Below are 22883 nucleotides of genomic sequence, written 5' to 3'. Positions count from 1 at the left end.
ACCTGATGGCCTGGTATGTCGGGCGCAGGCTCTTGCAGATGATCCCGGTGTTCCTCGGGGCAACGCTGCTGATCTACGCGATGGTGTTCCTGCTCCCCGGGGACCCCGTCGCCGCCCTGGGTGGCGAGCGGGGGCTGAACCCCGCGGTGGCAGCGCAGATCCGCGCGGAGTACAACCTGGACAAGCCCTTCCTCGTCCAGTACCTGCTCTACCTGCAGGGCATCTTCACCTTCGACCTGGGCACGACGTTCTCGGGCCGGCCCGTCACGGACGTCATGGCCGACGCGTTCCCCGTCACGTTCCAGCTCGCGGTGATGGCGCTGGCCTTCGAGGCCGTCTTCGGCATCGCCGCCGGCGTGATCGCCGGTCTCCGCAAGGGCAAGGCCTTCGACGCCACCGTGCTCGTCCTCAGCCTGCTGGTCGTCGCGGTGCCGACGTTCGTCATCGGCTTCGTGATGCAGTTCGTCGTCGGGGTGAAGCTGCGCTGGCTGCCGACCGCCGTGGGCAGCGACGTGAGCTTCACGTCGCTGATCATGCCCGCGATCGTGCTCGGCGCGGTCTCCTTCGCCTATGTGCTCCGGCTGACCCGCAACTCCGTCGCCGAGAACCTCACGGCCGACCATGTCCGCACCGCCACGGCCAAGGGGCTGTCCCGGCCGCGCGTGGTCAGCGTGCACGTGCTGCGCAACTCCCTGATCCCCGTGGTGACGTTCCTCGGCGCCGACCTCGGCGCCCTGATGGGTGGCGCGATCATCACCGAGGGCATCTTCAACATCAACGGCGTCGGCGGGACGCTGTTCCGCGCGATCCAGCAGGGGCAGTCCACGACCGTCGTGTCAGTGACCACCGTGCTCGTCATCGTCTACATCGTCGCGAACCTGCTCGTCGACCTCCTCTACGCGGCACTCGACCCGAGGATCCGTTATGCCTGACGCCACCACCCGTCCGCACCAGGCGCACTTCTTCGCCAACCTGGACCAGGCCCCGCTGGAAGTCGTGGACTCGATCGACGAGGGCGCTGCCCCCGCGAGCCTGTGGGCCGACGCCTGGCACAGCCTGCGCCGCCGCCCGCTGTTCTGGATCTCCGCGGCGCTGATCCTGCTGGTCGTGGCCGTCGCTGCCTTCCCCGGCCTGTTCACGTCGACGGACCCCCGGTTCTGCGAGCTGAAGAACAGCCTGGACGGCCCCAGCGCCGGCCACCCGTTCGGCTTCGACCGGCAGGGGTGCGACATCTACGCGCGCACCATCTACGGCGCCCGGGCCTCGGTGCTCGTCGGCGTGCTCACCACCATCGTCGTGGTCCTCGTCGGCGGCCTGATCGGCGCTGTCGCGGGCTTCTTCGGCGGCTGGTTCGACGCCGTGCTGTCCCGCGTCACGGACATCTTCTTCGCGATCCCGCTGGTGCTCGCCGCGATCGTCGTCATGCAGATGTTCAAGGAGAGCCGCAACATCCTCACCGTGGTGGTGGTGCTCGGCATCTTCGGCTGGCCACAGCTCGCCCGCGTGATGCGCGGCGCGGTGATGAGCGTCAAGAACGCGGACTTCGTCACCGCCGCGAAGTCGCTCGGCGCCTCCCGCGTGAAGACACTGCTGCGCCACGTCATCCCGAACGCCGCGGCGCCGGTCATCGTCTACGCGACGGTCGCGCTGGGCACGTTCATCGTGGCCGAGGCGACGCTGTCCTTCCTGGGCATTGGGCTCCCGCCCGAGGTCACCTCGTGGGGCGCCGACATCTCGAAGGCCCAGACGTCGCTGCGCAGCCAGCCGTCGGTGCTCTTCTACCCGGCCGGGGCGCTCGCCCTGACCGTGCTCAGCTTCATCATGATGGGCGACGCCGTGCGCGACGCCCTCGACCCGAAGGCACGCAAGCGATGAGCCAGCCGACATCGACAGGCGCCGCCGCGCGCCCGAGCGACCAGCAGCCGCTGCTCGCGATCCGCGACCTCGAGGTCTCCTTCACCACCGCGGCGGGCGTCGTGCCCGCCGTGCGCGGCGTGGACCTCACGGTCTACCCCGGCCAGACGGTCGCCATCGTGGGCGAGTCGGGGTCCGGCAAGTCGACGACCGCGCACGCGATCATCGACCTGCTGCCGGGCACCGGGAAGGTCACGGGCGGCTCGATCATGTTCGAGGGCCGGGACCTGGCGGCGCTGAGCCGCCGCGAGATGGTCGCGGTGCGCGGCAAAGAGATCGGCCTGGTCCCGCAGGACCCGATGTCGAACCTCAACCCGGTGTGGTCCGTCGGGTTCCAGGTCAAGGAGGCCCTCAAGGCCAATGGCGTGGCACGCGGCGCGGCGGCGGACAAGCGCGTCGCGGAGCTGCTCACCGAGGCCGGCCTTCCGGACGCCGCGCGCCGGGCGAAGCAGTACCCGCACGAGTACTCGGGCGGTATGCGCCAGCGCGCGCTGATCGCCATCGGCCTCGCGGCTCGCCCCAAGCTGCTCATCGCCGACGAGCCGACGTCCGCCCTGGACGTCACGGTGCAGCGCACGATCCTGGACCACCTGCAGGGCCTCACCGAGGAGCTCGGCACCGCCGTGCTGTTCATCACGCACGACCTGGGCCTGGCCGCCGAGCGCGCCGAGCACCTCGTGGTGATGTACCGCGGCAAGGTCGTCGAGTCGGGCCCCGCGCGCGACATCCTCAGCGCGCCGAGGCATCCGTACACGCAGCGCCTCGTCGCGTCCGCGCCCTCGCTCGCGTCGCAGCGCATCCAGAGCGCCAAGGAGCGGGGCGTCACGACCACGGAGCTGCTCGCCCCCACGGGCGGCGACGGCGTGAACGCGACCCGCGACGACGTCGTGGCCGTGGAGAACCTGACGCGCACCTTCAAGCTGCGCGGCGGCCGGCCGGGCAAGCAGAAGGAGTTCACCGCCGTCGACGACGTGTCGTTCGCGATCAAGCGCGGCACCACGATGGCGCTGGTGGGGGAGTCGGGCTCGGGCAAGTCCACCGTGGCGAACATCGTGCTCAACCTGCTCGACCCCACCAGCGGCCGCATCCTGTTCGACGGAACGGACCTGAGCACGCTCAACCGCGCCCAGCTCTTCGACTTCCGCCGCCGCGTGCAGCCGATCTTCCAGAACCCGTACGGCTCGCTCGACCCGATGTACTCGATCTACCGCACGATCGAGGAGCCGCTGCGCACCCACAAGATCGGCGACCAGAAGTCGCGCGAGGCCAGGGTCCGCGAGTTGCTGGACCTCGTCGCGCTGCCGGCCTCCACCATGCGCCGGTACCCCAACGAGCTGTCCGGCGGGCAGCGCCAGCGCATCGCCATCGCGCGCGCCCTGGCGCTGGGCCCCGAGGTCATCGTGTGCGACGAGGCCGTCTCGGCCCTCGACGTGCTCGTGCAGGCGCAGATCCTCACGCTGCTCAACGACCTGCAGGCTGAACTCGGGCTCAGCTACCTGTTCATCACGCACGACCTGGCGGTGGTCCGCCAGATCGCCGACGAGGTGTGCGTCATGAAGAGCGGCAAGATCGTGGAGGCGGCGGTCACCGACGAGGTCTTCGACAACCCGCGGGAGCAGTACACCCGCGACCTGCTGGCCGCGATCCCGGGCGCCGCGCTGAATATCTTCGGTGGTTCTGACCAGGGAATCCGCGCCTGACGAAGGCCCCTTGACAGGCTCCCTGGAAAGCCCGACTAGTCAGGGCAGGTAGGATTCTCGGGCGCCCGCTGACGGGTGCGCTCCCCATCATGCGAAATGAGTTCCCCATGTCTGTGCGCTCCGACCTGCGCAACGTCGCGATCGTCGCCCACGTCGACCACGGCAAGACCACTCTCGTCGACGCCATGCTGTGGCAGGCGGGGTCCTTCGGTGACCACGCCCACGTCGACGAACGGGCGATGGACTCGGGTGACCTCGAACGCGAGAAGGGCATCACCATCCTCGCCAAGAACACGGCGATCCGTTACACGGGTCCCGCGGCGGCGGCGGCTGGTGAGCCGGACGGCATCACCATCAACGTGATCGACACCCCCGGCCACGCCGACTTCGGCGGCGAGGTCGAGCGCGGCCTGTCGATGGTCGACGGCGTGGTGCTGCTGGTCGACGCGTCCGAGGGCCCGCTGCCCCAGACGCGCTTCGTGCTGCGCAAGGCCCTCGAGGCCAAGCTGCCCGTCATCATCGTCGTCAACAAGGTCGACCGGCCCGACTCGCGCATCTCCGAGGTCGTCGTCGAGGCGACCGACCTGCTGCTCGGCCTCGCGAGCGACCTGCACGAGGACGTCCCGGACCTCGACCTGGACGCGATCCTCGACGTGCCGGTCGTGTACGCCGCCGCCAAGGCGGGCCGCGCCTCGACGATCCAGCCGCCCGACGGCACCCTCCCCGCCGACAGCGACTCCCTCGAGCCGCTGTTCGCCACCATCATCGAGAAGATCCCGGCCCCCACGTACGAGGAGGGCGCGCCGCTCCAGGCGCACGTCACCAACCTCGACGCGTCGCCGTTCCTGGGCCGCCTCGCGCTGCTGCGCATCTTCAACGGCACGCTCCGCAAGGGCCAGACGGTCGCGTGGGCCCGTGCCAACGGCACCCTGCAGAACGTGAAGATCACCGAGCTGCTCGAGACCAAGGCGCTGGACCGCGTGCCCACCGACTCGGCGGGCCCCGGTGACATCGTCGCCGTCGCCGGCATCGAGGACATCACCATCGGCGAGACGCTGACCGACCCCGACGACCCGCGTCCGCTGCCCCTCATCAAGGTCGACGACCCGGCGATCTCGATGACCATCGGCATCAACACGTCCCCGCTCGCGGGACGCGGCGGCAAGGGCCACAAGGTCACGGCCCGCCAGGTCAAGGACCGCCTGGACAAGGAGCTCATCGGCAACGTGTCGTTGCGCGTCCTGCCCACCGAGCGCCCCGACGCCTGGGAGGTCCAGGGCCGTGGCGAGCTCGCGCTGGCGATCCTCGTCGAGCAGATGCGCCGCGAGGGCTTCGAGCTCACCGTCGGCAAGCCGCAGGTCGTCACGCGCGTGATCGACGGCAAGCGCCACGAGCCGATGGAGCGCATGACCATCGACGTGCCCGAGGAGTACCTCGGCTCGGTGACCCAGCTCCTCGCGCAGCGCAAGGGCCGCATGGAGACCATGTCGAACCACGGCACCGGCTGGGTCCGCATGGAGTTCGTCGTCCCCGCCCGTGGCCTCATCGGCTTCCGCACCCGTTTCTTGACGGACACGCGCGGCACCGGCATCGCGTCCTCGATCGCCGAGGGCTACGAGCCGTGGGCCGGCCCGATCGAGACCCGTGTCAACGGCTCGCTCGTCGCCGACCGCGCAGGCGTGGTCACGCCGTTCGCGATGATCAACCTGCAGGAGCGCGGCTCGTTCTTCGTCGACCCCACGCAGGAGGTCTACGAGGGCATGATCGTCGGCGAGAACTCGCGCAACGAGGACATGGACGTCAACATCACCAAGGAGAAGAAGCTCACGAACATGCGCGCTGCCTCCAGCGACACGTTCGAGAACCTCACCCCTCCGCGTCACCTCACGCTCGAGGAGTCGCTCGAGTTCGCCCGCGAGGACGAGTGCGTCGAGGTGACCCCCGAGGTCGTGCGGATCCGCAAGGTGATCCTCGACCAGACCGAGCGCGCCCGCGCGTTCGCCCGCACCAAGCGCGCCTGAGACGCCCGTGACGACCCCGGTGGCCGTGGGCCCGCTCGTCGCGGTGCATGCGCACCCTGACGACGAGACCCTGGCCACCGGGGCGTTGCTGGCCACATGGGCGGCCTCCGGCGCGCCCGTCACCGTCGTCACGTGCACGCGCGGCGAGCGCGGCGAGGTCATCGGCTCCGCCCTCGCGCACCTCGAGGGCGACGGCCCGGCGCTCGCCGCGCACCGCACCGGCGAGCTCACGGCGGCCCTGGCCCGGCTCGGCGTGCGGGACCAGGTGTTCCTCGACGCCGTGCCCGGCCCCGGCGGCTCTGACGCCCGCTACGCGGACTCGGGGATGGCCTGGGCAGGCGTCGGCCGAGCTGGCCGCCTCGCGGACCTCACGCCGGACGCGTTCGTCGCGGCGCCGCTGGCCGAGCCCGCCGGACGGCTCGCCCGCCTGCTCCGCACCCGTCGTCCCGCCGTCGTGGCCACCTACGAGCCCGGCGGCGGCTACGGGCACCCCGACCATGTCCGCGCCCATGAGGTCGCCACGGAAGCCGTGCGGCTCGCGGCGGACCCCGCCTGGGAGCCCGAGGCCGGGGCGCCGCACACCACGCCCGTCGTGCTCTGGGCCGCGCAGGGCGAGTCCGCGCTGCGACAGGCCTACGCCGCACTGGCCGCCGAGCCCGCGGAGCCGGGCCAGCACAGCGCCCAGCCGGCGCTCGCCGTGCCCGACCCTGACGGCCCGCTGCCGTCTGTCGCCGTGCCCGACGAGGAGGTCGACCTGGTGGTCGACGTCGCGCCCGTCCTGCCCGCCGTCGTGGGAGCCCTGCGCGCCCACGCGACGCAGGTGCACGCCCTCGCGCGGGTGTCGCCCGGCGCCGACCCCGTGGTGTTGGGCCAGTACGCGCTGAGCAACGACGTCCTCGCCCCCCTGCTGTCCGCCGAGGGCTACCGCCTGGCGCCTGGATCCCGGCCTGATGCCGTGACCTGGCCCACCGGGGTCCGACGGGTAGCCTGAAGCCGTGCAACCACTGACCGGCGCCTCGATCCTCCGTGGCGTGGCAGCCCTCCTCCTCGGCGCCGTCGTGGGCGCCGCCGGCACGGTCATGCACCGTTCCGAGGCGCCCTGGGGCATGGTGCTCGCCCTCGCCCTCGTGCTGTCCACGGGTGTCGCGGTGCGCGCCTGGTCCGGCTGGATCACCTTCATCGGCTACGCCGGCGGCCTGTACTTCATCGTCCAGCTCTTCGCCCAGACCGGCCCCGGCGGCGACGTGCTCGTCCCGGCGGGGGACTCGCTGGGCTGGTGGTGGATCATCGGCTCCGGCTTGGCCCTCGCCGCCGCGGCCTTCGCCCCTCGCCGCCTGTTCAGCGACGAGCCCCGCGAGCGCCGCGTGCGCCATGGCCGACGCGGCGGGACGGGCCCGGACGCGCCATGAGCGGCGCCGCCGACCCCCAGCCCGTCGACCCCGTCGTCTACCGCGCCGCCATCGGCCGCCTGCCCTCCGGGGTTGGCGTCGTCTCCCTGCGCTGGCGCGGCACCGACCACGCCACGACTGTCAGCTCGTTGGCGTCCGTCTCCCTCGAGCCGGCGATGCTGCTGTTCTGCGTGCACCAGGACTCGCGGCTCCGCGACGCCCTCGACGACGTGGACCGGTGGGCCGTGAGCGTGCTCTCCGACGATTCCGGACCCGTCGCCGACTGGCTCGCGTCACCCGGCCGTCCCGCCGTCGGGCAGCTCGCCCGTGTCGCGCATCGCACCGCGCCACTGTCCGGCGCCGCATGGATTGACGGCGCCGCCGCCTGGTTCGACTGCCGCACCGCCGCCATCCACCCGGCGGGCGACCACGACATCATCGTGGGCGAGGTCCTCGGCGCGCAGCAGGGCGCCGCTGACGCCGGGGGACTGGTCCACCTGCGCGGACGTATGCACGGGATCCGCTGAGGGCTCGAGTCGTGCGCGCCGTGGGCGCCGACCGCGTGACTCGCCCCGAGTTGAGGGGTGTGGGCAGATGGCGCCCGTACAATCTGCGCCTGTATCACCCGCACCGCCATGTCGCAGGGGGAGTCAACGATGGGCACGAACGAACAGGTCGACGAACACACGCCGAACGGCGCCTCGGAGACTCCTGACACGACAGAGCGCGAGCTCGAAGAAGCCGACACCGCGGGCATAGCCGACGACCCCGCGATCGAAGACGTCGCTAGCGACGACGCCGCGGTCGACCACACCACCGATGACGTGAGCCCGGCGAGTGAGGACACGGCGGTGCTCGATGACGAGCCGGTGCCCGACGACGAGGCCCAGCCGGTCGAGGACGAGCCCACCGCACCCGACGCAGTGCTCGCTGCAGACACCGCGCCCGAAGCCGAGGCTGTCCCCGAGGCCGAGGTCGCCCCCGACGCTGGGGCCGCCCCCGCTACTCCCGACGAGGCCACTGCTCCCGCAGTCGACGCCGCGCAGGAGGCAGCGGCGCCGTCCGTCGACACGGCGCCCACTGACGGCGAGGTCGACCGCTTGGCGAATGCCGAGGTCGCCGTGGCTGATAAGCCCGCGCCGGCAGAGGACGCCGTTCCAGCGCCCGAGGGGGATGCGCCCGTCCAAGAGTCCGCATCCGCGCCCGCGCCCGCGTCGATGCCCGCACAGCAGCCCTCGGAGACCGCCGAAGTCCCTGAGGCCGTCGCACCCACGCAGGCCGCCGCAGACGCCCCGTCGGAGCCGGACGCGCCTGCCCCGGCTCCGACCACGCCGAGCGCGCCGAGCGCGCCGCCCGTCGCTGTGGCTGCGGCCGCCGTGACCCAGGTGCTGCCGGCGCCTGTGCCCCCGGCTGCTGTCGCCGACCTCCCGCAGCGGACCGCCGTCGTCCCGCCGCGCCCGACCCCCGCCGAGCCGGGGATCGCTGCAGCCGGCGGATGGCAGGGCTGGCCGTCGACTCCGGCGCACGAGCCCGAGGTCATGGCACCCCACGCGCCCGCTCCGACAGCCGCCGAGCCCGCCGCGCCTCCGGTGACCAGCCCGGTCGCGGGATCGCCTGCATCGGCCCCGGGTGGCGCCACTTAAGCAATACAACCAACCAAAAAGGAAAAATAATTATTTAGTAGAGAGAAAAAGCGCCAAAAGAAGGGCGACTGTGTTTGGGGGCAGAGGAGAGTAAAAGAAGACCCAGCCGCACCCCCCCCGCGCCCGCCACGAAGACCGCCGACGGCGGCCCGGGCAAGGGCTCGGGCTCGCCGCTGGACGGCTTCACGTCCGACGAGCGGCCTCGACGCTGGCCCAGGGTGCTGCTCGTGTCGGGCCTCGTCGCCGTGGTGCTCGGCGGCGCGTACGTGGGGTCCGCCTATGCGCTGGGCGGCCGGGTGCCTCGCGGCGCCACGGTCGCGGGCGTCGAGGTCGGCGGGCTGGACGCCAATGCCGCTGAGGCCGCGCTGACGGCGGGCCCGGCTGATCTGGCGACGTCGGCTCTCCCCGTGGCCGCCGGGGGGAAGAGCGCGACCCTCGACCCTGTGGAGGGCGGGCTGGGCTTCGACGTCGAGGCCACTGTCGACGCCCTGACCGGTGTGGACCTGTCGCCCGCGCGCATGTGGCAGCACATCGCGGGCGTGGGGGAGCAGCAGCCGGTCACGGCGGTCGACGAGGCGGCGTTCGACACGGCAGTCGAGGGCCTGGCGGACGCCGTGGCGCTCGACCCGGGGGGCGGCGCGGTCGTGTTCGTCGACGGGGACGCCCATGCCCCTGACGCGGGGGGCGGGCTCGCGCTGGACACTGAGGCCGCCGCGGAGATGCTGCGCGGTGAGTGGCTGACCGCGCCGCGCCCGCTGGTGCTGCCCACAACCGTCGTCGCGCCCGAGATCACGCAGGAGGAGACCGACGCCGCGTTGCAGACGATCGCGCGGCGCGTCGTGGCGGCGCCGGTGTCGCTGCAGGTTGAGGACCAGGTGGTGAACCTCGCGCCGGAGACCCTCGCGGCGGCGTCGACGATGGCGCCGAGCGGCTCGGGGCTGGTGCTGCAGATGGACGGCGCCGTCTTGGTCGAGGAGGTCCTCAAGCAGACGACGGACCTGCTCACCGAGTCGGCGGACGCCCACTTCGAGTTCGTGGACGGTGCGCCCACGGTGGTGCCGGGCGAGCCGGGGACCACGCTGGACCCGCAGGCTGTGGCGACAGCTGTCGCGGCGGCCGCGGTCGCCGATGTCCGCTCGGCCACCGTGGAACTCGTCACGTCCGACCCGGCGCAGTCCACCGCGAAGCTGGAGGCGCTGGGCGTCAAGGAGGTCATCGCGGAGTTCTGGACCCCGTTGAACTCGGAGCCGAAGCGCACCAAGAACATCACGCTGGGCGCGCAGCGGGTCAACGGGACGGTCGTGCTCCCGGGGGAGACGTTCAGCCTCGCGGAGACGGTCGGGCCGGTCACCGCCGCCAACGGGTACATCGCCGCGGGCGTGATCAAGAACGGCGAGCACGTGGACGGCATGGGCGGCGGCCTGTCGCAGCTCGCGACGACGACCTTCAACGTCGGCCACCTCGCCGGCTTCGTGGACGTGGAGCACCACCCGCACTCCGAGTGGATCTCGCGCTACCCGGAGGGCCGTGAGGCCACGCTCTTCACCCCGACCCTGGACATGAAGTGGCAGAACAACACGCCCTACGGCGTGGTGCTGCAGGCGTGGGTGGGCGACGGCCGCGTGCACGTCAAGGCGTGGAGCACGAAGTACTGGACCGTCGAGACGGTCACGGGCGGGCGCACCAACGTCAAGCCGGTGGGCACCAGCTACAGCACGTCGCCGACGTGTGAGCCGCAGTCGGCGGGCAACGCGGGCTTCACCGTGACGGTCACGCGCAAGCTCTACCTGGACGGGGTGCTCAAGGACACCGAGTCCGACACCACCAGCTACAAGGCCCAGAACAAGGTGATCTGCGGCGCCGCTCCGGTGGAGTGACGCCGTCCCGCCCGCCCACGCCAGTCAACGGCGTGGGCGGGCGTGGTCAGCGGGCGCGTGGGCGGCGTGGGGGCGCCGGGGGGACGATCTTGGTGAGCGCGATCTCGTCGGCGGGCACCCGCACCGTGCCGTGGCGGGGGGGAACGCTCACCCCCTCGTCGTCGACGGCCACCAGGGCGCCGAGCACGTCGGTCCAGCGCCGCGCGTCGCCTGCGGGCAGCGGTCGCCGCACCACGACGCGCACGCCGGGCGTCCACGCGCGCCACGCGGGCACGGGCGCCGGCTCGATGGGGCTCATGCCCGTGCCTCACACAGCGGACGGCGCTTCGTCTGGTTGCTCACCTGGGGGATACTAGGTCGGGCGGTGCGCAGGGCGCCGCCCGAGGCCTGACTGCCACACCCGTCGACCCTGCTCGGTCCGTGGAGGACAGCCGTGACGTATGTGATCGCCCAGCCTTGCGTTGACGTCAAGGACAAGGCGTGCATCGAGGAATGTCCCGTGGACTGCATCTACGAGGGCAAGCGGTCGCTGTACATCCACCCTGACGAGTGCGTCGACTGCGGCGCCTGCGAGCCGGTGTGCCCGGTGGAGGCCATCTACTACGAGGACGACGTCCCCGAGCAGTGGTCTGAGTACTACAAGGCCAACGTCGAGTTCTTCGACGACCTGGGCTCGCCTGGTGGCGCGGCGAAGATGGGCGAGATCGACAAGGACCACCCCATCATCGCGACGCTGCCGCTCCAGATCCACACGGACTGAAGCTGTGGGCCTGGTCATCGGCGCGTTGCCGGACTTTCCCTGGGACGCACTGGGGCCCTACGCCGAGTCGGCGCGCGCGCATCCGCGCGGGATCGTCGACCTCTCGGTGGGCACCCCCGTGGACCCGACCCCGAAGGTCGTGCGGGATGCCCTGGCAGCGGCCTCCGACTCCCCGGGATACCCGACCACGCACGGCACGGCAGACCTGCGGGCCGCCGTCGTCGAGTGGTTCGCGCGCCGTCGCGGGGTCGCCGGCCTGGACCCGGCAGCGGTGCTCCCGACGGTCGGCTCCAAGGAGCTCGTCGCGTGGCTGCCCTCCCAGCTCGGGCTGGGCGCCGGCGACGTGGTGCTGCACCCTGCCACCGCCTATCCGACCTATGACGTGGGCGCGCGCCTCGCCGGCGCTCGGCCCGTCGCGGTGGACGACGTTGTGGCACGGCTGGCGCCCGGCGCCCCGGGCGCGGACGACGTCCGGCTCGTGTGGCTCAACTCGCCCGGCAACCCGGACGGCTCGGTGCTCGGCGTCGAGGAGCTGGCCGCGGTGGTCGCCGCCGCCCGCGCCGCGCAGGCGCGGACGGGCAAGCCCGTGGTGGTCGCCTCGGATGAGTGCTACGCCGAGCTCGCCTGGGATGAGCCCTGGGCGTCTGAGGGCGTGCCGAGCATCCTGGACCCGCGTGTCACCGGAGGCGACCTGACCGGCCTGCTGGCGGTGTACTCGCTGTCCAAGCAGTCGAACCTGGCGGGGTACCGGGCGGCGTTCGTGGCGGGCGACCGCGCGCTCATCGCGCCGTTGCTGGAGCTGCGCAAGCACGCCGGGATGATCGTCCCCGGGCCGGTGCAGGCCGCGATAGCCGCGGCGTTGCGCGACGACGAGCACGTCGCGGAGCAGCGCGAGCGGTACTGGGCCCGGCGCACGGTGCTGCGCGGGGCGCTCGAGGCATCGGGCCATGTGGTGGACGGCTCCCAGGCGGGGCTCTACCTGTGGACCCGGCCGCAGGGCGGCCCGCAGGACTGCTGGACGACAGTCTCGGCATTCGCCGACCGGGGCATCCTGGTGGCGCCGGGCGCGTTCTACGGCCCGGCCGCGTCAGGGCACGTCCGCATCGCGCTCACCGCGTCGGACGAGCACGTCGCGGAGGCGGCTCGCCGCCTGGCGGAGGGGTGACAGGCCCGTCACCTGCGGTCTTTCCCAGTGTGACCCACGACTGTGATGGTGCTCACACCTGGGACCAAATGCCCGCCTAGATTGGTCAGCACGAGCACGGCGCAGGTACCGTCGTGGCTGGCCAATGACGGTCGAACAGCCGGCCCGAGCGGTCGCGATCAACGATGACTCGGTACGCCCGCCCGGCGTCACCTGTCGTCGCAGGAAGGAACCCCATGCCTGACGCCGGTGCATCGCCCGTCCACCTGACCGTGGCCGACACGAGCCACGAGCTTCCCGTGGTCCCTGCGAGCGAGGGCAACGACGGCATCGTGGTCTCGTCGCTGCTGCGCGACACCGGCCTGGTGACCGTCGACCCGGGCTTCATGAACACCGCCTCGTGCGAGTCCCAGATCACCTACATCGACGGCGACGCCGGGATCCTGAGGTATCGCGGCTACCCGATCGAGCAGCTCGCGGAGAAGTCCACGTTCCTCGAGGTGGCGTACCTGCTGGTGCACGGCGAGCTGCCGACGCCCACCGAGCTCGACGCGTTCGTCGAGCGGGTCAACCGCCACACCCTGGTGCATGAGGACTTCCGCACGTTCATGGGGACGTTCCCGCGCAACGCGCACCCGATGGCCGTGATGTCGTCGGCCATCAACGCGTTGGCGACCTTCTACCCGGAGAGCCTCGACCCGTTCGACCCCGACACGGTCGAGCTGGCCACGGTGCTCATCCTGGCCAAGACGCGCACGATCACGTCGTACCTGCACCGCACCTCGCACGGCGAGCCGCTGCTGTACCCGGACTACTCGCGCGGCTACGTCGAGGACTTCCTGCGCATGACGTTCGCGGTGCCTTACCAGCAGTACGAGGCGGACCCGGTCGTGGTCAACGCGCTCGACAAGCTGCTCATCCTGCACGCCGACCACGAGCAGAACTGCTCCACGTCGACGGTGCGGATCGTCGGGTCCAGCCACGCCAACCTGTACGCCTCCGTCGCGGCGGGCATCAACGCGCTCTCCGGCCCGCTGCACGGCGGCGCCAACGAGGCCGTGCTGAAGATGCTCGGCGAGATCCAGGCCAACGGCGGCGACGCCACCGACTTCATGACCCGGGTGAAGAACAAGGAGGACGGCGTCCGCCTCATGGGCTTCGGCCACCGGGTCTACAAGAACTACGACCCGCGCGCGGCCATCGTCAAGGAGAGCGCCGACGCGGTGCTCGCGGCGCTGGGCAAGAACGACGAGCTGCTGGACATCGCCCGCAGGCTTGAGGAGATCGCGCTGAGCGACGAGTACTTCATCTCGCGCAAGCTCTACCCGAATGTGGACTTCTACACGGGCCTGATCTACAAGGCGATGGGCTTCTCGGACTCGATGTTCACGCCGCTGTTCGCGCTGGGCCGGATGCCCGGCTGGATCGCGCAGTGGCGCGAGATGATGAACGACCCGCAGACCAAGATCGGCCGTCCGCGCCAGATCTACACCGGCGCCACCGTCCGCGACTACGTGGGGCCCGACGCCCGCTGAGGTCAGCCGTCACCGGCGAGGGTCACGCGGACCTCGCCGGTGGGCAGCGCCCGGCCCGACGGCGCCCAGGTCCCGCTGTCCCGCGACCAGGTCTCGGCATTCACGGACACGCGGGTGACCTGCTGCTCGGCGGCGACGGCCACGGACCATTGGGCGAAGGCCCACGCGAAACGCTCCTGCTCGGCCTCGGCGCCCTGGGCGAGCGGGGTCGTGTCGACGACCACTGTGGTGGACCCGTCGTCGCCCACTGACGATGACGCGGGCAGGGCGCCGTAGTCGCGCTCCACCCGTGCGGTGAAGGACTCCGCCGATCCCGGTCCGCTGGGCGCGCGCAGGGTGCAGGTCAGCGTGCCGGGGGAGAACCCGGTGAGCGCCGAGGCCCACGCCCGTGAGCGGCCCTCGTGCTGGGCGTACGCGTCGGGGAAGCCGGAGCGCTGTACCGCCTGGGCGGCCTCGGTGATGGGGAGCTGCTCGTACCCCTGCACCTTGACCAGGCCGTCGTAGAAGGCGTTCGTCGAGTACACCGGGTCCATGATCTGCTCGACGGTGCCCCAGCCCTGTGACGGGCGCTGCTGGAACAGGCCCACCGAGTCGCGGTCGCCGTAGTCGATGTTGATCAGGCGCGACTCCTGCAGGGCCGTGGCGATGGCGATCGTCACGGCGCGTGCGGGCAGCCCGCGGCGGATGGCTGTGGCGGAGAGCAGCGCCGCGTTGCCCGCCTGCTCGGGGCTGAGGACCCACGTCGCGCCGTCGATCTCGACAGCGCACCGCTCAGCGGTGACCTCGGGGGCCTCCGAGCGCACCAGCACCAGCACCACGACGACGATCCCGGCCGCGAGCACCGCGAGCAGGGCGAGCCCGGCGCCCACGCCTCGGGCGAGGCGTTGCCCCCAGCGGTGCCGGTGTCGCCTCGCCATCGGTCAGTTGGCGTGCAGCGCGGTGTTGAGCCGGACCCCGGCGCCTGTGCGCGCGACGGCCTCGACGGCGCCGGTGAGCGAGTTGCGCCGGAACAGGATGTTGTCGGCCCCGGCCAGCTCGCGGGCCTTGACCACCGGGGGCGCGCCCTCCTCGCCGCCCACCACCACGAGCTTGGTCCCGGCCGTCAGGTAGAGGCCCGCCTCGACCACGCAGTCGTCGCCCAACGGGATGCCGAGCCCGGCGTTGGCGCCCAGCAGTGTGCGGCGGCCGATCGAGACCGTCTCGCGGCCGCCGCCGGACAGCGTGCCCATGATCGACGCGCCGCCACCGATGTCGCTGCCGTCGCCGACGGTGACGCCGGCGGAGATCCGCCCCTCGACCATCGAGGTGCCGAGGGTGCCCGCGTTGAAGTTCACGAAGCCCTCGTGCATGACCGTCGTGCCGGGAGCCAGGTAGGCGCCGAGGCGCACCCGGTCGGCGTCGGCGATCCGCACGCCGGTCGGCAGGACGTAGTCGACCATGCGCGGGAACTTGTCCACGCCGTACACCGTGACGGGGACGCGGTGCGCCGCCCGCAGCCGCGCGCGAGTGGCCTCGAAGCCCTCGGGCGAGCACGGGCCGCGGTCCGTCCACACGACGTTCGGCAGGACGGCGAAGATGCCGTCGAGGTTCTGGCCGTGCGGCGGCACGAGCCGGTGGGAGAGCAGGTGCAGGCGCAGGTAGGCGTCAGCGGTGGTGGCGGGCGGGGCGTCGAGGTCGACGATCGTGCGCACCACCTGCGTGCTGACCTTGCGGGCGGGGTCGTCGCCCTCGGCGGCCACGAGCTCCTCGGGCGCCTCGGCCGCCTCATCCACCGGGCCGAGTTGCGGTGACGGGTACCAGACGTCCAAGGTCATGCCGTCATCGGTCACAGTGGACAGGCCGAACCCCCAGGCCGTGCGCGTGCTCATCACACCAGCGTAGACGGAGCCTCGCTAGGGTTCGTGCTGTGACCGAGCCAGCGCGTGACCTGACCCACCCGAGCCCCGACCAGCCCTCGACGGCCTCCGCGGCGGTGCCTGTGCCATCTCTGGACCTGCACGCCGACCTGGTCACCCTCACCCGCGCGCTGTGCGACATGCCCTCGCCCAGCGGGCAGGAGCGGCCGCTGGCGGACGCGATCGAGGTGGCGCTGACGGCCGTCCCGCACCTGGAGGTGCTGCGCGACGGCGACGCCATCGTGGCGCGGACGCGGCTCGGCCGCCCTGCCCGGGTGGTCGTGGCAGGGCACATCGACACGGTTCCGGTGGCGGACAACCTGCCGACGCGGCTCATGGGCGAAGGTCTGCACGCGGAGATCTGGGGCCGTGGGACTGTCGACATGAAGGGCGGCGTCGCCGTCCAACTCGCCCTCGCGGCGCGGCTCGCGGAGCCGGCGCGCGACGTCACCTGGGTGTTCTACGACCACGAGGAGGTCGCCGCCGACCTGAACGGGCTGGGCCGGGTGGCCCGCTCGCACCCCGAGTGGCTGGACGGCGACTTCGCGGTGCTGTGCGAGCCCACCTCGGCGGGCATCGAGGGCGGCTGCAATGGGACGCTGCGCGTCGAGGTGCGGGTGCCCGGCGTCGCGGCGCACTCGGCGCGGTCCTGGACGGGGACGAATGCGATCCACGGCGCAGGCGAGGCGCTGCGGCGCTTGGAGGCGTACGAGCCCGCCGCCGTCGAGGTGGACGGGCTGGTGTACCGCGAGGGCCTGAACGCCGTCGGCATCCGCGGCGGCATCGCGACGAACGTCATCCCGGACGAGTGCGTCGTCACCGTCAACTACCGCTTCGCCCCGTCCCGGAGCCTGGCCGAGGCCGAGGAGCATGTCCGCGAGGTCTTCGCGGGTTACGAGGTGACGGTCACTGACGCCGCCGCCGGCGCCCGGCCCGGCCTGGACGACCCGACTGCCGCCGACTTCGTGGAGGCCGTGCTCGCGCAGACCGGCGGCGCCCCCGCCCCGAAGTACGGCTGGACCGACGTCGCGCGCTTCGCCTCGCTGGGCATGCCGGCCGTCAATTTCGGCCCCGGGGACCCGCTGCTCGCGCATAAGGACGACGAGCGCTGCCCCGCCTGGCAGCTCCAGGCATGCCACGACGCGCTGGGCGCCTGGCTCAGCTGAGCGGCTGGTCTGCCGGAGGCCTCCGCATCCCCCGGCAGACCTCCTAGAGTCGAGACCATGAGAAGTCACGACCGCGGAGCCAATGGCTCCGTCTACCGCAAGGGCCCGCTCCAGCTGCGCCGCGACCAGATCCCCGCCACCACCTCGGATGAGCGGCTGCTCTCCGGCGCCGACGGCGCCGGCTGGCTGCACGGCGACCCGTGGCGGGTGATGCGGATCCAGAGTGAGTTCGTCGAGGGCTTCGGCGCGTTGGCCGAGGTCGGGCCCGCGGTGAGCGTCTTCGGCTCCGCCCGGGTGCCGGCCGGGTCGCCGGACTACGTGATCGGCGAGGCCGTGGGACGTGGGCTCGCGGAGGCCGGCTACGGCGTCATCACGGGCGGCGGTCCCGGGATCATGGAGGCCGCGAACAAGGGCGCCAGCGAGGCGGGCGGCCTCTCCGTGGGCCTCGGCATCGAGCTCCCGTTCGAGCAGGGCATGAACCAGTGGGTGGACCTCGGGGTCAACTTCCGCTACTTCTTCGCCCGCAAGACGATGTTCGTGAAGTACGCCGAGGGCTTCGTGGTGCTGCCCGGCGGCTTCGGCACGTTCGACGAGCTGTTCGAGGCGCTCACGCTGGTGCAGACCCACAAGGTCACCGAGTTCCCGATCGTCCTGATCGGCACCGACTACTGGTCTGGCCTGCTCGAGTGGCTGCGGGGGCCGGTGCGCGAGCGCGGGATGATCGCTGCCGCCGACCTCGACCTGATCAACGTGGTGGACGACGCCGACGAGGCCGTCCGGATCGTCTGCGAGCGAGGCGCCGAGCTGCGCGCCGCCGAGCTCGCGGCCGTCGAGCAGACGACCCGCGCCGAGCGGGAGGCCTCCGAGAGCTCGGTGTCATGACCCTGGCGGGTGTGCCCGGCGCCGGGGCTGATCTGCGGCTGCGCGATCGGACGTTCGGCCCGGGCCACCCGCTGGTGATGGCGGTGGTCAACCGCACGCCCGACTCGTTCTACGCCGCTGCCCGGTTCGACGATGCGGGCGCCGACGCCGCGGTGGAACGGGCCGTCGAGGAGGGCGCGGACCTCGTCGACCTCGGCGGGGTCCGCGCCGGCCGCGGGCCGCGGGTGGGCGCCGACGAGGAGATCGCCCGCGTCATACCCCTGGTCGAGCGGGTGCGCGCCCGCCACCCGGACCTGCTGGTGAGCGTGGACACCTGGCGCGCGGATGTCGCGCAGGCCGCCGCGCGGGCGGGCGCCGACCTGATCAACGACACCTGGGCCGGACACGATCCCGCCCTCGTGGAGGTCGCGGCCGAGCATGGCCTGGGTGTCGTGTGCTCGCACACCGGGGGAGCGGCGCCACGCACCGACCCGCTGCGGGTCGCGTACGGCCCGTCGGCGGGCGCGGACCCGAGCGACGACCCGCTGGACGGCGTGGTGGACGACGTGGTCGCGACGCTGCGGGCGTCGGCGGCCCGCGCCGTGGCCCTCGGCGTCGACCCCGCGTCGGTGCTGGTCGACCCGACGCACGACTTCGGCAAGAACACGTGGCACTCGTTGCACCTGGTCCGTCGCACCGAGGCGGTGGTGGCCCTCGGCTACCCGACCCTGATGGCGTTCTCGCGCAAGGACTTCGTGGGGGAGGCCCTGGGGCTGCCGGTGGAGGAGCGGCTCGAGGGGACGCTCGCGGCGACCTCGGTGGCCGCGTGGCTGGGCGCCCGGGTGTTCCGGGCGCATGACGTGCTGGCCACCCGGCGCGTGCTCGACATGGTCGCGGCGATCCGGGGCGACCTCGCGCCCGCGCACGCCGTGCGAGGGCTGGCATGAGCGGACGACTGGCGCGCACGAGCGGAGAGGCTGGATGAGCGCAGACCTGACAGCACAGAGTCCCGGACGCGTGGCCGACGAGGACTCGGCGGCCACACCACGGCGCCGAGCCCTGGCCGATCCGCGGCGCTGGCCCGGCTGGGCACAGGCGCTCGGCATCTACCTCGCCGCCCGCGCGTTCTCCGCGGTGGCGCTCATCGTCGTGGCGCGCGGCCAGGTCGAGAACTACTGGACCCCCGCCAACCCCTCGTACCTGCGGTTCACCGGCCTGATGTGGGATGCCGGCTGGTACCGCCAGATCGCCGAGACCGGGTACCCCGCCGAGCTGCCGCGCGGTGAGGACGGGCTCGTCCAACAGAACCCCTGGGCGTTCTTCCCGCTGTTCCCGTACCTGGCCCGCGGGCTCATGCGGCTCACCGGGGCCGAGTGGTTCGTGGTCGCCCCGCTGCTCGCGCTCGTGCTCGGCGCGGTCGCCGCGGTGGTGGTCCGCCGGCTCGTGGAGCGCGGCGCCCCCCGCGCGGTGGCTGCCCGCCCCGGGCTGCCGCTGGCCGCCGTCACGCTCTTCGCGGTGTTCCCGACCGCCGTGGTCATGCAGATCGCCTACACCGAGTCGCTCGCGGTGCTGCTCGTCGCGACGACGCTGCTCCTGGTGGTGGAGCGCCGGTACGCCTGGGCTTCCGTCGCGGTGCTCGCACTGGGCTTCACACGGGCGGTCGCGCTCCCGATGGCCGCTGTCGTCGTGGTGCACGCGCTGGTGCGCTGGCGGGCGAGCCGGCGCGGCGAGGACCACCTGGGCGTGCGGGATGTGGTGGGCCTGGGGGTGCTGGGCGCGACGGCCGCGATCTCCGGCGTCGCCTGGCCGCTCATCTGCGGCTGGGTCACGGGCGAGCCGGACGGCTACCTGTTGACGCAGGGCTCGTGGCGGGGGGTCCGGGAGATCGTGCCGTTCGAGCCGTGGGGATACGTCTCGCGGTTCTGGTTCGGCGACGCCGCGCCGTGGGTGCTGATCGGCGGCTTCGGCCTGTTGGCGGCGTGCCTGCTGGTCCCGGCCGCGTGGCGGCTGGGCAATGAGCTGCACGTCTGGTCGGCGGCCTATCCGCTGTACCTCGCGGCCGCCATCGAGCCGGGGTCGAGCCTGGCCCGGTTCCTGCTGCTGGCGTTCCCGCTGGGCGCCGTCACGGCGGGCGTGGTGCGCCGGCCGACGCTCGCCCGGCGGGCCTGGCTTGTCGCCGTGGTGCTCCTGATGCTGGTGCTGCAGGTGGTGTGGATCGACTCGATGTGGCGGTTCACACCGCCGTCAGGGTGGCCCCCGTGACCGGTTCCGCACACTCGGCGCGCTGACCTGCCCGTGTGTCGAGCCGGGTGACCTAGAATGATCGCGGACATCCGGCCCCGCAGCTCGCAGCGGCGCGTGCTTCGGCACTCGCGCGACGATGTTCGGTCGGTCAGGAACGACGCGAAGGAGAGCCCGAATGGCCGCGATGAAGCCGAGGACAGGTGACGGCCCGCTCGAGGTGACCAAGGAGGGTCGTGGCATCGTCATGCGAGTTCCCCTCGAGGGCGGTGGCCGGCTGGTCGTCGAGCTGAATGCGACCGAGGCCCAGGAGCTGGGTGAGGCGCTGACCTCGGTCGTCAGCTGACGTTGGTCCGCCGAGAATCCCCGGGCGCCGGTATGACGCCCGGGCGTGAACTTCCTGCTGTCGTGCTCGCCACCGGTGCGGTGGCGAGCACGGAGCTGCTGAACGACCCCCGGGTCGACGCGCTCGCCCTGCCGGTGGCCCCGGCGGCTCCTGACGAGACCGACTTGCAGCCGCGCGCCGGCACTGCCGACGCGGCGGCCCGCTACGGGCTCGACCTCGCCGAGGTGGCCGAGCGCGCGCGGCTGAGCGGCGCGGCTGGCGAGGCCTACACCCTGCAGCTCCCGCGCCCCATCGGACGCGGGACGGACCTGCCATGGGCGGGGCTCCCCAACCATGTGGTGCTCGTGGGCGTCGGCTCCGGCACTCCTGACGAGTTGCGCCGAGCAGGCGCCGCCCTGGCCCGCGCGACCCGTGGGCTCGATCGCGTGGTGACCTCGATGGCCTCCGAGGGCGGCCCCGGCGCGCCGAGCGCCGTCCGTGCGCTCGTCGAGGGGTACCTGCTCGCCGCATATGACGTGCCCACGTCCGCGTCCTCCACCGACGAGGCGACGGCGAGGCGGCGCCCGGCGCGGGAGCTCGTGCTGCTCGGCCGCCACGGTGTCCGAGTCGCGAACGCTGTCGAGGACGCCGTCCGCGACGCCGCCGCCACGTGGCTGGTGCGCGATCTGGCGAACACGCCGTCCAGCACCAAGAACCCGGCCTGGCTGGCCGAGCAGGCCGTCCGGCTCGGCTCCGAGGCAGGGCTGACCGTGCAGGTCCGCGGGCCGAAGGAGCTCGCCGCCGAGGGCTTCGGCGGCATTCTGGCCGTTGGCGCCGGCTCGGCGTCACCGCCGCGGCTGGTCACCGTCGACTACACCCCGTCGGGGGACGCGCCCGCGCGCGGCCGCCGCCACGTGGTCGTGGTCGGCAAGGGGATCACGTACGACACGGGTGGGCTGTCGATCAAGCCGCGCGAGGCGATGGTCCCGATGAAGACCGACATGGCGGGCGCCGCCGTGGCGTTGGCCACCGTGCTCGGCGCCGCCGCTGCCGGGAGCCAGCACCGCGTGACCGCTGTGCTGCCGCTCGCCGAGAACCACTTCGGTGGAGCCTCGTACCGTCCGGGCGATGTGCTGCGGCTGTACGGCGGGCGCACCGTCGAGATCGCGAACACGGACGCGGAGGGGCGGCTCGTCCTGGGCGACGCGCTGGCCTGGGCCGACGCCGAGCTCGACCCCGACGTGCTCATCGACGTGGCCACGCTCACGGGCGCCGCGAGCCTCGGGCTGGGCCGCCAGCACGCCGCGCTGTACTCGGCCGACGAGCGGCTGATCAGCGCGCTCGAGGCCGCTGCGGCGGAGTCGGGCGAGGCCGTCTGGCACATGCCCCTCGTCGAGGAGTACCTGCCCGCGGTGCGCTCGCACGTCGCGGACCTGCGGCACGTGCCGATCGACGGCTCGGAGTTCGGCGGCGGGTCCATCACCGCGGCGCTGTTCCTGCGCGAGTTCGTGGGGAAGCGCACCTGGGCGCACCTCGACATCGCGGGCCCGGCGCGCTCCACATCCGACAAGCACGAGGTCACCGAGGGCGCCACCGGTTACGGCGCGCGTCTGCTGCTGCGGTACCTGGCCGCTCTGCGCTGAGCAGCGCAGCGCTGAGCAGCGCAGCGCTGGTCGGTGCAGTGCTGAGCTGCGCTGGTCGGTGCAGTGCTGAGGCGCGGGCGGTCAGGCCGCTCCGCGGGTCAGCGCTTGACGGCGGTGAGCAGCCCGTCGCCGCTGGGGATCATCGCGGGCAGCAGTCGCGCATCGTCGCGCACCATGCGGCCGACCTCGCGGATCACCGTGGTCACCTCGTCGCGGCGGGCCGGGTCGGCCACCCGGTCGTGCCAGAGCGCGTTGTCGATCGCGAGCACGCCGCCCGGGCGCAGCAGGCGCAGGGCCTGCTCGACGTAGGCCGGGTAGGACTCCTTGTCCGCGTCGACGAAGACCAGGTCGTAGCCGCCATCGGTGAGCCGGGGGAGCACGTCGAGCGCGCGGCCGGAGATCGTGCGGGTGCGGGTGCTGCGCAGGCCCTCCTCGCTGAAGGCCTCCTTCGCGGCGCGCTGGTGCTCGATCTCGACGTCGATCGTGGTGAGCACGCCCTCCTCGGGCATGCCACGGAGCAGGTACAGCGAGCCGACGCCCGCGCCCGTGCCGATCTCCACGACCGCCCTGGCCTGCGCCGCCGCCGCGAGCAGCCGCAGGACTGCGCCCGATCCCGGCAGCACGGGCGTGCAGCCGAGCTGGCCCGCCCGCTCGCGGGCGCGCAGCAGGGTGTCGTCCTCGGTCAGGAAGCCCTCGGAGTACACCCAGCTCTGGGCCTTGTCGGTCGAGATGGCAGCCTCCCAGGGCTCGTTGGCGATGCTCGGTGGTGA

Annotated in this window: 22 protein-coding genes; 18 read left to right on the top strand and 4 right to left on the bottom strand. The window is 72.5% G+C overall.

Annotated elements, in window-relative coordinates:
- Positions 1–5 precede the first annotated feature (5 nt).
- From BN3788_RS09050 to BN3788_RS09010, 9 genes are all read left to right on the top strand, one after another.
- The gene (locus BN3788_RS09050) at positions 6–932 is read left to right on the top strand and encodes an ABC transporter permease (protein WP_066584813.1); all 927 of its coding nucleotides are present in this window, start codon (positions 6–8) and stop codon (positions 930–932) included.
- Positions 925–1875, top strand: coding sequence for an ABC transporter permease (locus tag BN3788_RS09045; protein WP_066584810.1), 951 nt, complete (start codon positions 925–927; stop codon positions 1873–1875). The genes BN3788_RS09050 and BN3788_RS09045 overlap by 8 nt, the downstream gene beginning before the upstream one ends.
- Positions 1872–3614, top strand: coding sequence for an ABC transporter ATP-binding protein (locus BN3788_RS09040; protein WP_066584806.1), 1743 nt, complete (start codon positions 1872–1874; stop codon positions 3612–3614). The genes BN3788_RS09045 and BN3788_RS09040 overlap by 4 nt, the downstream gene beginning before the upstream one ends.
- A 107-nt stretch (positions 3615–3721) precedes the next feature.
- The gene (gene typA, locus BN3788_RS09035) at positions 3722–5635 is read left to right on the top strand and encodes a translational GTPase TypA (protein WP_066584805.1); all 1914 of its coding nucleotides are present in this window, start codon (positions 3722–3724) and stop codon (positions 5633–5635) included.
- Positions 5636–5642: 7 nt separating this feature from the next.
- Positions 5643–6626, top strand: a complete 984-nt coding sequence (gene mshB / locus BN3788_RS09030) for an N-acetyl-1-D-myo-inositol-2-amino-2-deoxy-alpha-D-glucopyranoside deacetylase (RefSeq protein ID WP_066584803.1) — start codon at positions 5643–5645, stop codon at positions 6624–6626.
- 40 nt (positions 6627–6666) lie between these two features.
- Complete coding sequence (locus tag BN3788_RS09025; protein ID WP_066584802.1) at positions 6667–7044, top strand: hypothetical protein; 378 nt, start codon at positions 6667–6669, stop codon at positions 7042–7044.
- Positions 7041–7550 (top strand): flavin reductase family protein, encoded by a 510-nt coding sequence (locus BN3788_RS09020; protein ID WP_066584801.1) that lies wholly within the window; start codon positions 7041–7043, stop codon positions 7548–7550. Before BN3788_RS09025 ends, BN3788_RS09020 begins: the two co-directional genes overlap by 4 nt.
- A 129-nt stretch (positions 7551–7679) precedes the next feature.
- Positions 7680–8666 (top strand): hypothetical protein, encoded by a 987-nt coding sequence (locus BN3788_RS09015; RefSeq protein ID WP_066584791.1) that lies wholly within the window; start codon positions 7680–7682, stop codon positions 8664–8666.
- 74 nt (positions 8667–8740) lie between these two features.
- Positions 8741–10543, top strand: a complete 1803-nt coding sequence (locus BN3788_RS09010; RefSeq protein ID WP_147525094.1) for a VanW family protein — start codon at positions 8741–8743, stop codon at positions 10541–10543.
- 46 nt (positions 10544–10589) lie between these two features.
- Here the strand turns inward: BN3788_RS09010 and BN3788_RS09005 are convergent, their stop codons facing one another.
- Entirely contained in the window at positions 10590–10841 is a 252-nt protein-coding gene (locus tag BN3788_RS09005; RefSeq protein WP_066584787.1) for a putative acetyltransferase, read from the bottom strand.
- A 135-nt stretch (positions 10842–10976) separates the two neighbouring features.
- Here BN3788_RS09005 and fdxA point away from each other — a divergent pair, with 135 nt between their 5' ends.
- The 3 genes from fdxA (at position 10977) to BN3788_RS08990 (ending at position 13982) form a co-directional block, all read left to right on the top strand.
- The gene (gene fdxA, locus BN3788_RS09000; protein ID WP_066584786.1) at positions 10977–11303 is read left to right on the top strand and encodes a ferredoxin; all 327 of its coding nucleotides are present in this window, start codon (positions 10977–10979) and stop codon (positions 11301–11303) included.
- Positions 11304–11307: 4 nt separating this feature from the next.
- Positions 11308–12468 (top strand): succinyldiaminopimelate transaminase, encoded by a 1161-nt coding sequence (gene dapC, locus BN3788_RS08995; protein WP_066584784.1) that lies wholly within the window; start codon positions 11308–11310, stop codon positions 12466–12468.
- A gap of 215 nt (positions 12469–12683) precedes the next feature.
- Positions 12684–13982 carry a citrate synthase gene (locus tag BN3788_RS08990; RefSeq protein ID WP_066584782.1) on the top strand — a complete coding sequence of 433 codons (1299 nt, stop codon included), beginning with the start codon at positions 12684–12686 and terminating at the stop codon, positions 13980–13982.
- 2 nt (positions 13983–13984) lie between these two features.
- Here BN3788_RS08990 and BN3788_RS19280 read toward each other — a convergent pair whose 3' ends face one another.
- Both BN3788_RS19280 and dapD read right to left on the bottom strand, forming a co-directional pair.
- On the bottom strand, positions 13985–14899 hold the full coding sequence (locus tag BN3788_RS19280) for a hypothetical protein (RefSeq protein ID WP_066584781.1): 915 nt from the start codon (positions 14897–14899) through the stop codon (positions 13985–13987).
- 3 nt (positions 14900–14902) lie between these two features.
- On the bottom strand, positions 14903–15850 hold the full coding sequence (gene dapD, locus BN3788_RS08980) for a 2,3,4,5-tetrahydropyridine-2,6-dicarboxylate N-succinyltransferase (protein WP_066584779.1): 948 nt from the start codon (positions 15848–15850) through the stop codon (positions 14903–14905).
- A gap of 110 nt (positions 15851–15960) precedes the next feature.
- On the opposite strand from dapD, the gene dapE reads away from it, so the two are divergent.
- From dapE to BN3788_RS08955, 6 genes are all read left to right on the top strand, one after another.
- Complete coding sequence (dapE, locus tag BN3788_RS08975) at positions 15961–17043, top strand: succinyl-diaminopimelate desuccinylase (protein ID WP_066586928.1); 1083 nt, start codon at positions 15961–15963, stop codon at positions 17041–17043.
- A gap of 57 nt (positions 17044–17100) precedes the next feature.
- Positions 17101–17925 (top strand): LOG family protein, encoded by an 825-nt coding sequence (locus BN3788_RS08970; RefSeq protein ID WP_066584777.1) that lies wholly within the window; start codon positions 17101–17103, stop codon positions 17923–17925.
- Entirely contained in the window at positions 17922–18851 is a 930-nt protein-coding gene (folP, locus tag BN3788_RS08965) for a dihydropteroate synthase (protein ID WP_066584775.1), read from the top strand. Before BN3788_RS08970 ends, folP begins: the two co-directional genes overlap by 4 nt.
- A 34-nt stretch (positions 18852–18885) precedes the next feature.
- The gene (locus BN3788_RS19275) at positions 18886–20166 is read left to right on the top strand and encodes a hypothetical protein (RefSeq protein WP_066584773.1); all 1281 of its coding nucleotides are present in this window, start codon (positions 18886–18888) and stop codon (positions 20164–20166) included.
- Between the two features lie 157 nt (positions 20167–20323).
- Positions 20324–20491 carry a DUF3117 domain-containing protein gene (locus BN3788_RS18610; RefSeq protein ID WP_082812748.1) on the top strand — a complete coding sequence of 56 codons (168 nt, stop codon included), beginning with the start codon at positions 20324–20326 and terminating at the stop codon, positions 20489–20491.
- Between the two features lie 62 nt (positions 20492–20553).
- Positions 20554–22113 carry a leucyl aminopeptidase family protein gene (locus tag BN3788_RS08955; protein WP_390619918.1) on the top strand — a complete coding sequence of 520 codons (1560 nt, stop codon included), beginning with the start codon at positions 20554–20556 and terminating at the stop codon, positions 22111–22113.
- A gap of 98 nt (positions 22114–22211) precedes the next feature.
- On the opposite strand, the gene BN3788_RS08950 is transcribed toward BN3788_RS08955, so the two are convergent.
- A complete protein-coding gene (locus tag BN3788_RS08950; RefSeq protein WP_066584759.1) occupies positions 22212–22844 on the bottom strand; it encodes an O-methyltransferase in 633 nt (210 codons plus the stop codon).
- Positions 22845–22883 lie beyond the last annotated feature (39 nt).

This window comes from Cellulomonas timonensis, assembly GCF_900046455.1.
GTDB classification, from domain to species: Bacteria; Actinomycetota; Actinomycetes; order Actinomycetales; family Cellulomonadaceae; genus Cellulomonas_A; species Cellulomonas_A timonensis.
This window is presented reverse-complemented; position numbering and strand designations above follow the sequence as displayed.

Excerpts from the sequence above, each read along its gene's own strand:
- folP (WP_066584775.1), top strand. The coding sequence starts at position 17,922 with ATGACCCTGGCGGGTGTGCCCGGCGCCGGGGCTGATCTGCGGCTGCGC.
- BN3788_RS09015 (WP_066584791.1), top strand. The coding sequence starts at position 7,680 with ATGGGCACGAACGAACAGGTCGACGAACACACGCCGAACGGCGCCTCG.
- BN3788_RS09020 (WP_066584801.1), top strand. The coding sequence starts at position 7,041 with ATGAGCGGCGCCGCCGACCCCCAGCCCGTCGACCCCGTCGTCTACCGC.
- BN3788_RS18610 (WP_082812748.1), top strand. The coding sequence starts at position 20,324 with ATGGCCGCGATGAAGCCGAGGACAGGTGACGGCCCGCTCGAGGTGACC.
- BN3788_RS19275 (WP_066584773.1), top strand. The coding sequence starts at position 18,886 with ATGAGCGCAGACCTGACAGCACAGAGTCCCGGACGCGTGGCCGACGAG.
- typA (WP_066584805.1), top strand. The coding sequence starts at position 3,722 with ATGTCTGTGCGCTCCGACCTGCGCAACGTCGCGATCGTCGCCCACGTC.
- BN3788_RS08970 (WP_066584777.1), top strand. The coding sequence starts at position 17,101 with ATGAGAAGTCACGACCGCGGAGCCAATGGCTCCGTCTACCGCAAGGGC.
- dapD (WP_066584779.1), bottom strand. The coding sequence starts at position 15,850 with ATGAGCACGCGCACGGCCTGGGGGTTCGGCCTGTCCACTGTGACCGAT.
- BN3788_RS19280 (WP_066584781.1), bottom strand. The coding sequence starts at position 14,899 with ATGGCGAGGCGACACCGGCACCGCTGGGGGCAACGCCTCGCCCGAGGC.
- BN3788_RS08990 (WP_066584782.1), top strand. The coding sequence starts at position 12,684 with ATGCCTGACGCCGGTGCATCGCCCGTCCACCTGACCGTGGCCGACACG.
- BN3788_RS09050 (WP_066584813.1), top strand. The coding sequence starts at position 6 with ATGGCCTGGTATGTCGGGCGCAGGCTCTTGCAGATGATCCCGGTGTTC.
- BN3788_RS09005 (WP_066584787.1), bottom strand. The coding sequence starts at position 10,841 with ATGAGCCCCATCGAGCCGGCGCCCGTGCCCGCGTGGCGCGCGTGGACG.
- BN3788_RS09045 (WP_066584810.1), top strand. The coding sequence starts at position 925 with ATGCCTGACGCCACCACCCGTCCGCACCAGGCGCACTTCTTCGCCAAC.
- BN3788_RS09040 (WP_066584806.1), top strand. The coding sequence starts at position 1,872 with ATGAGCCAGCCGACATCGACAGGCGCCGCCGCGCGCCCGAGCGACCAG.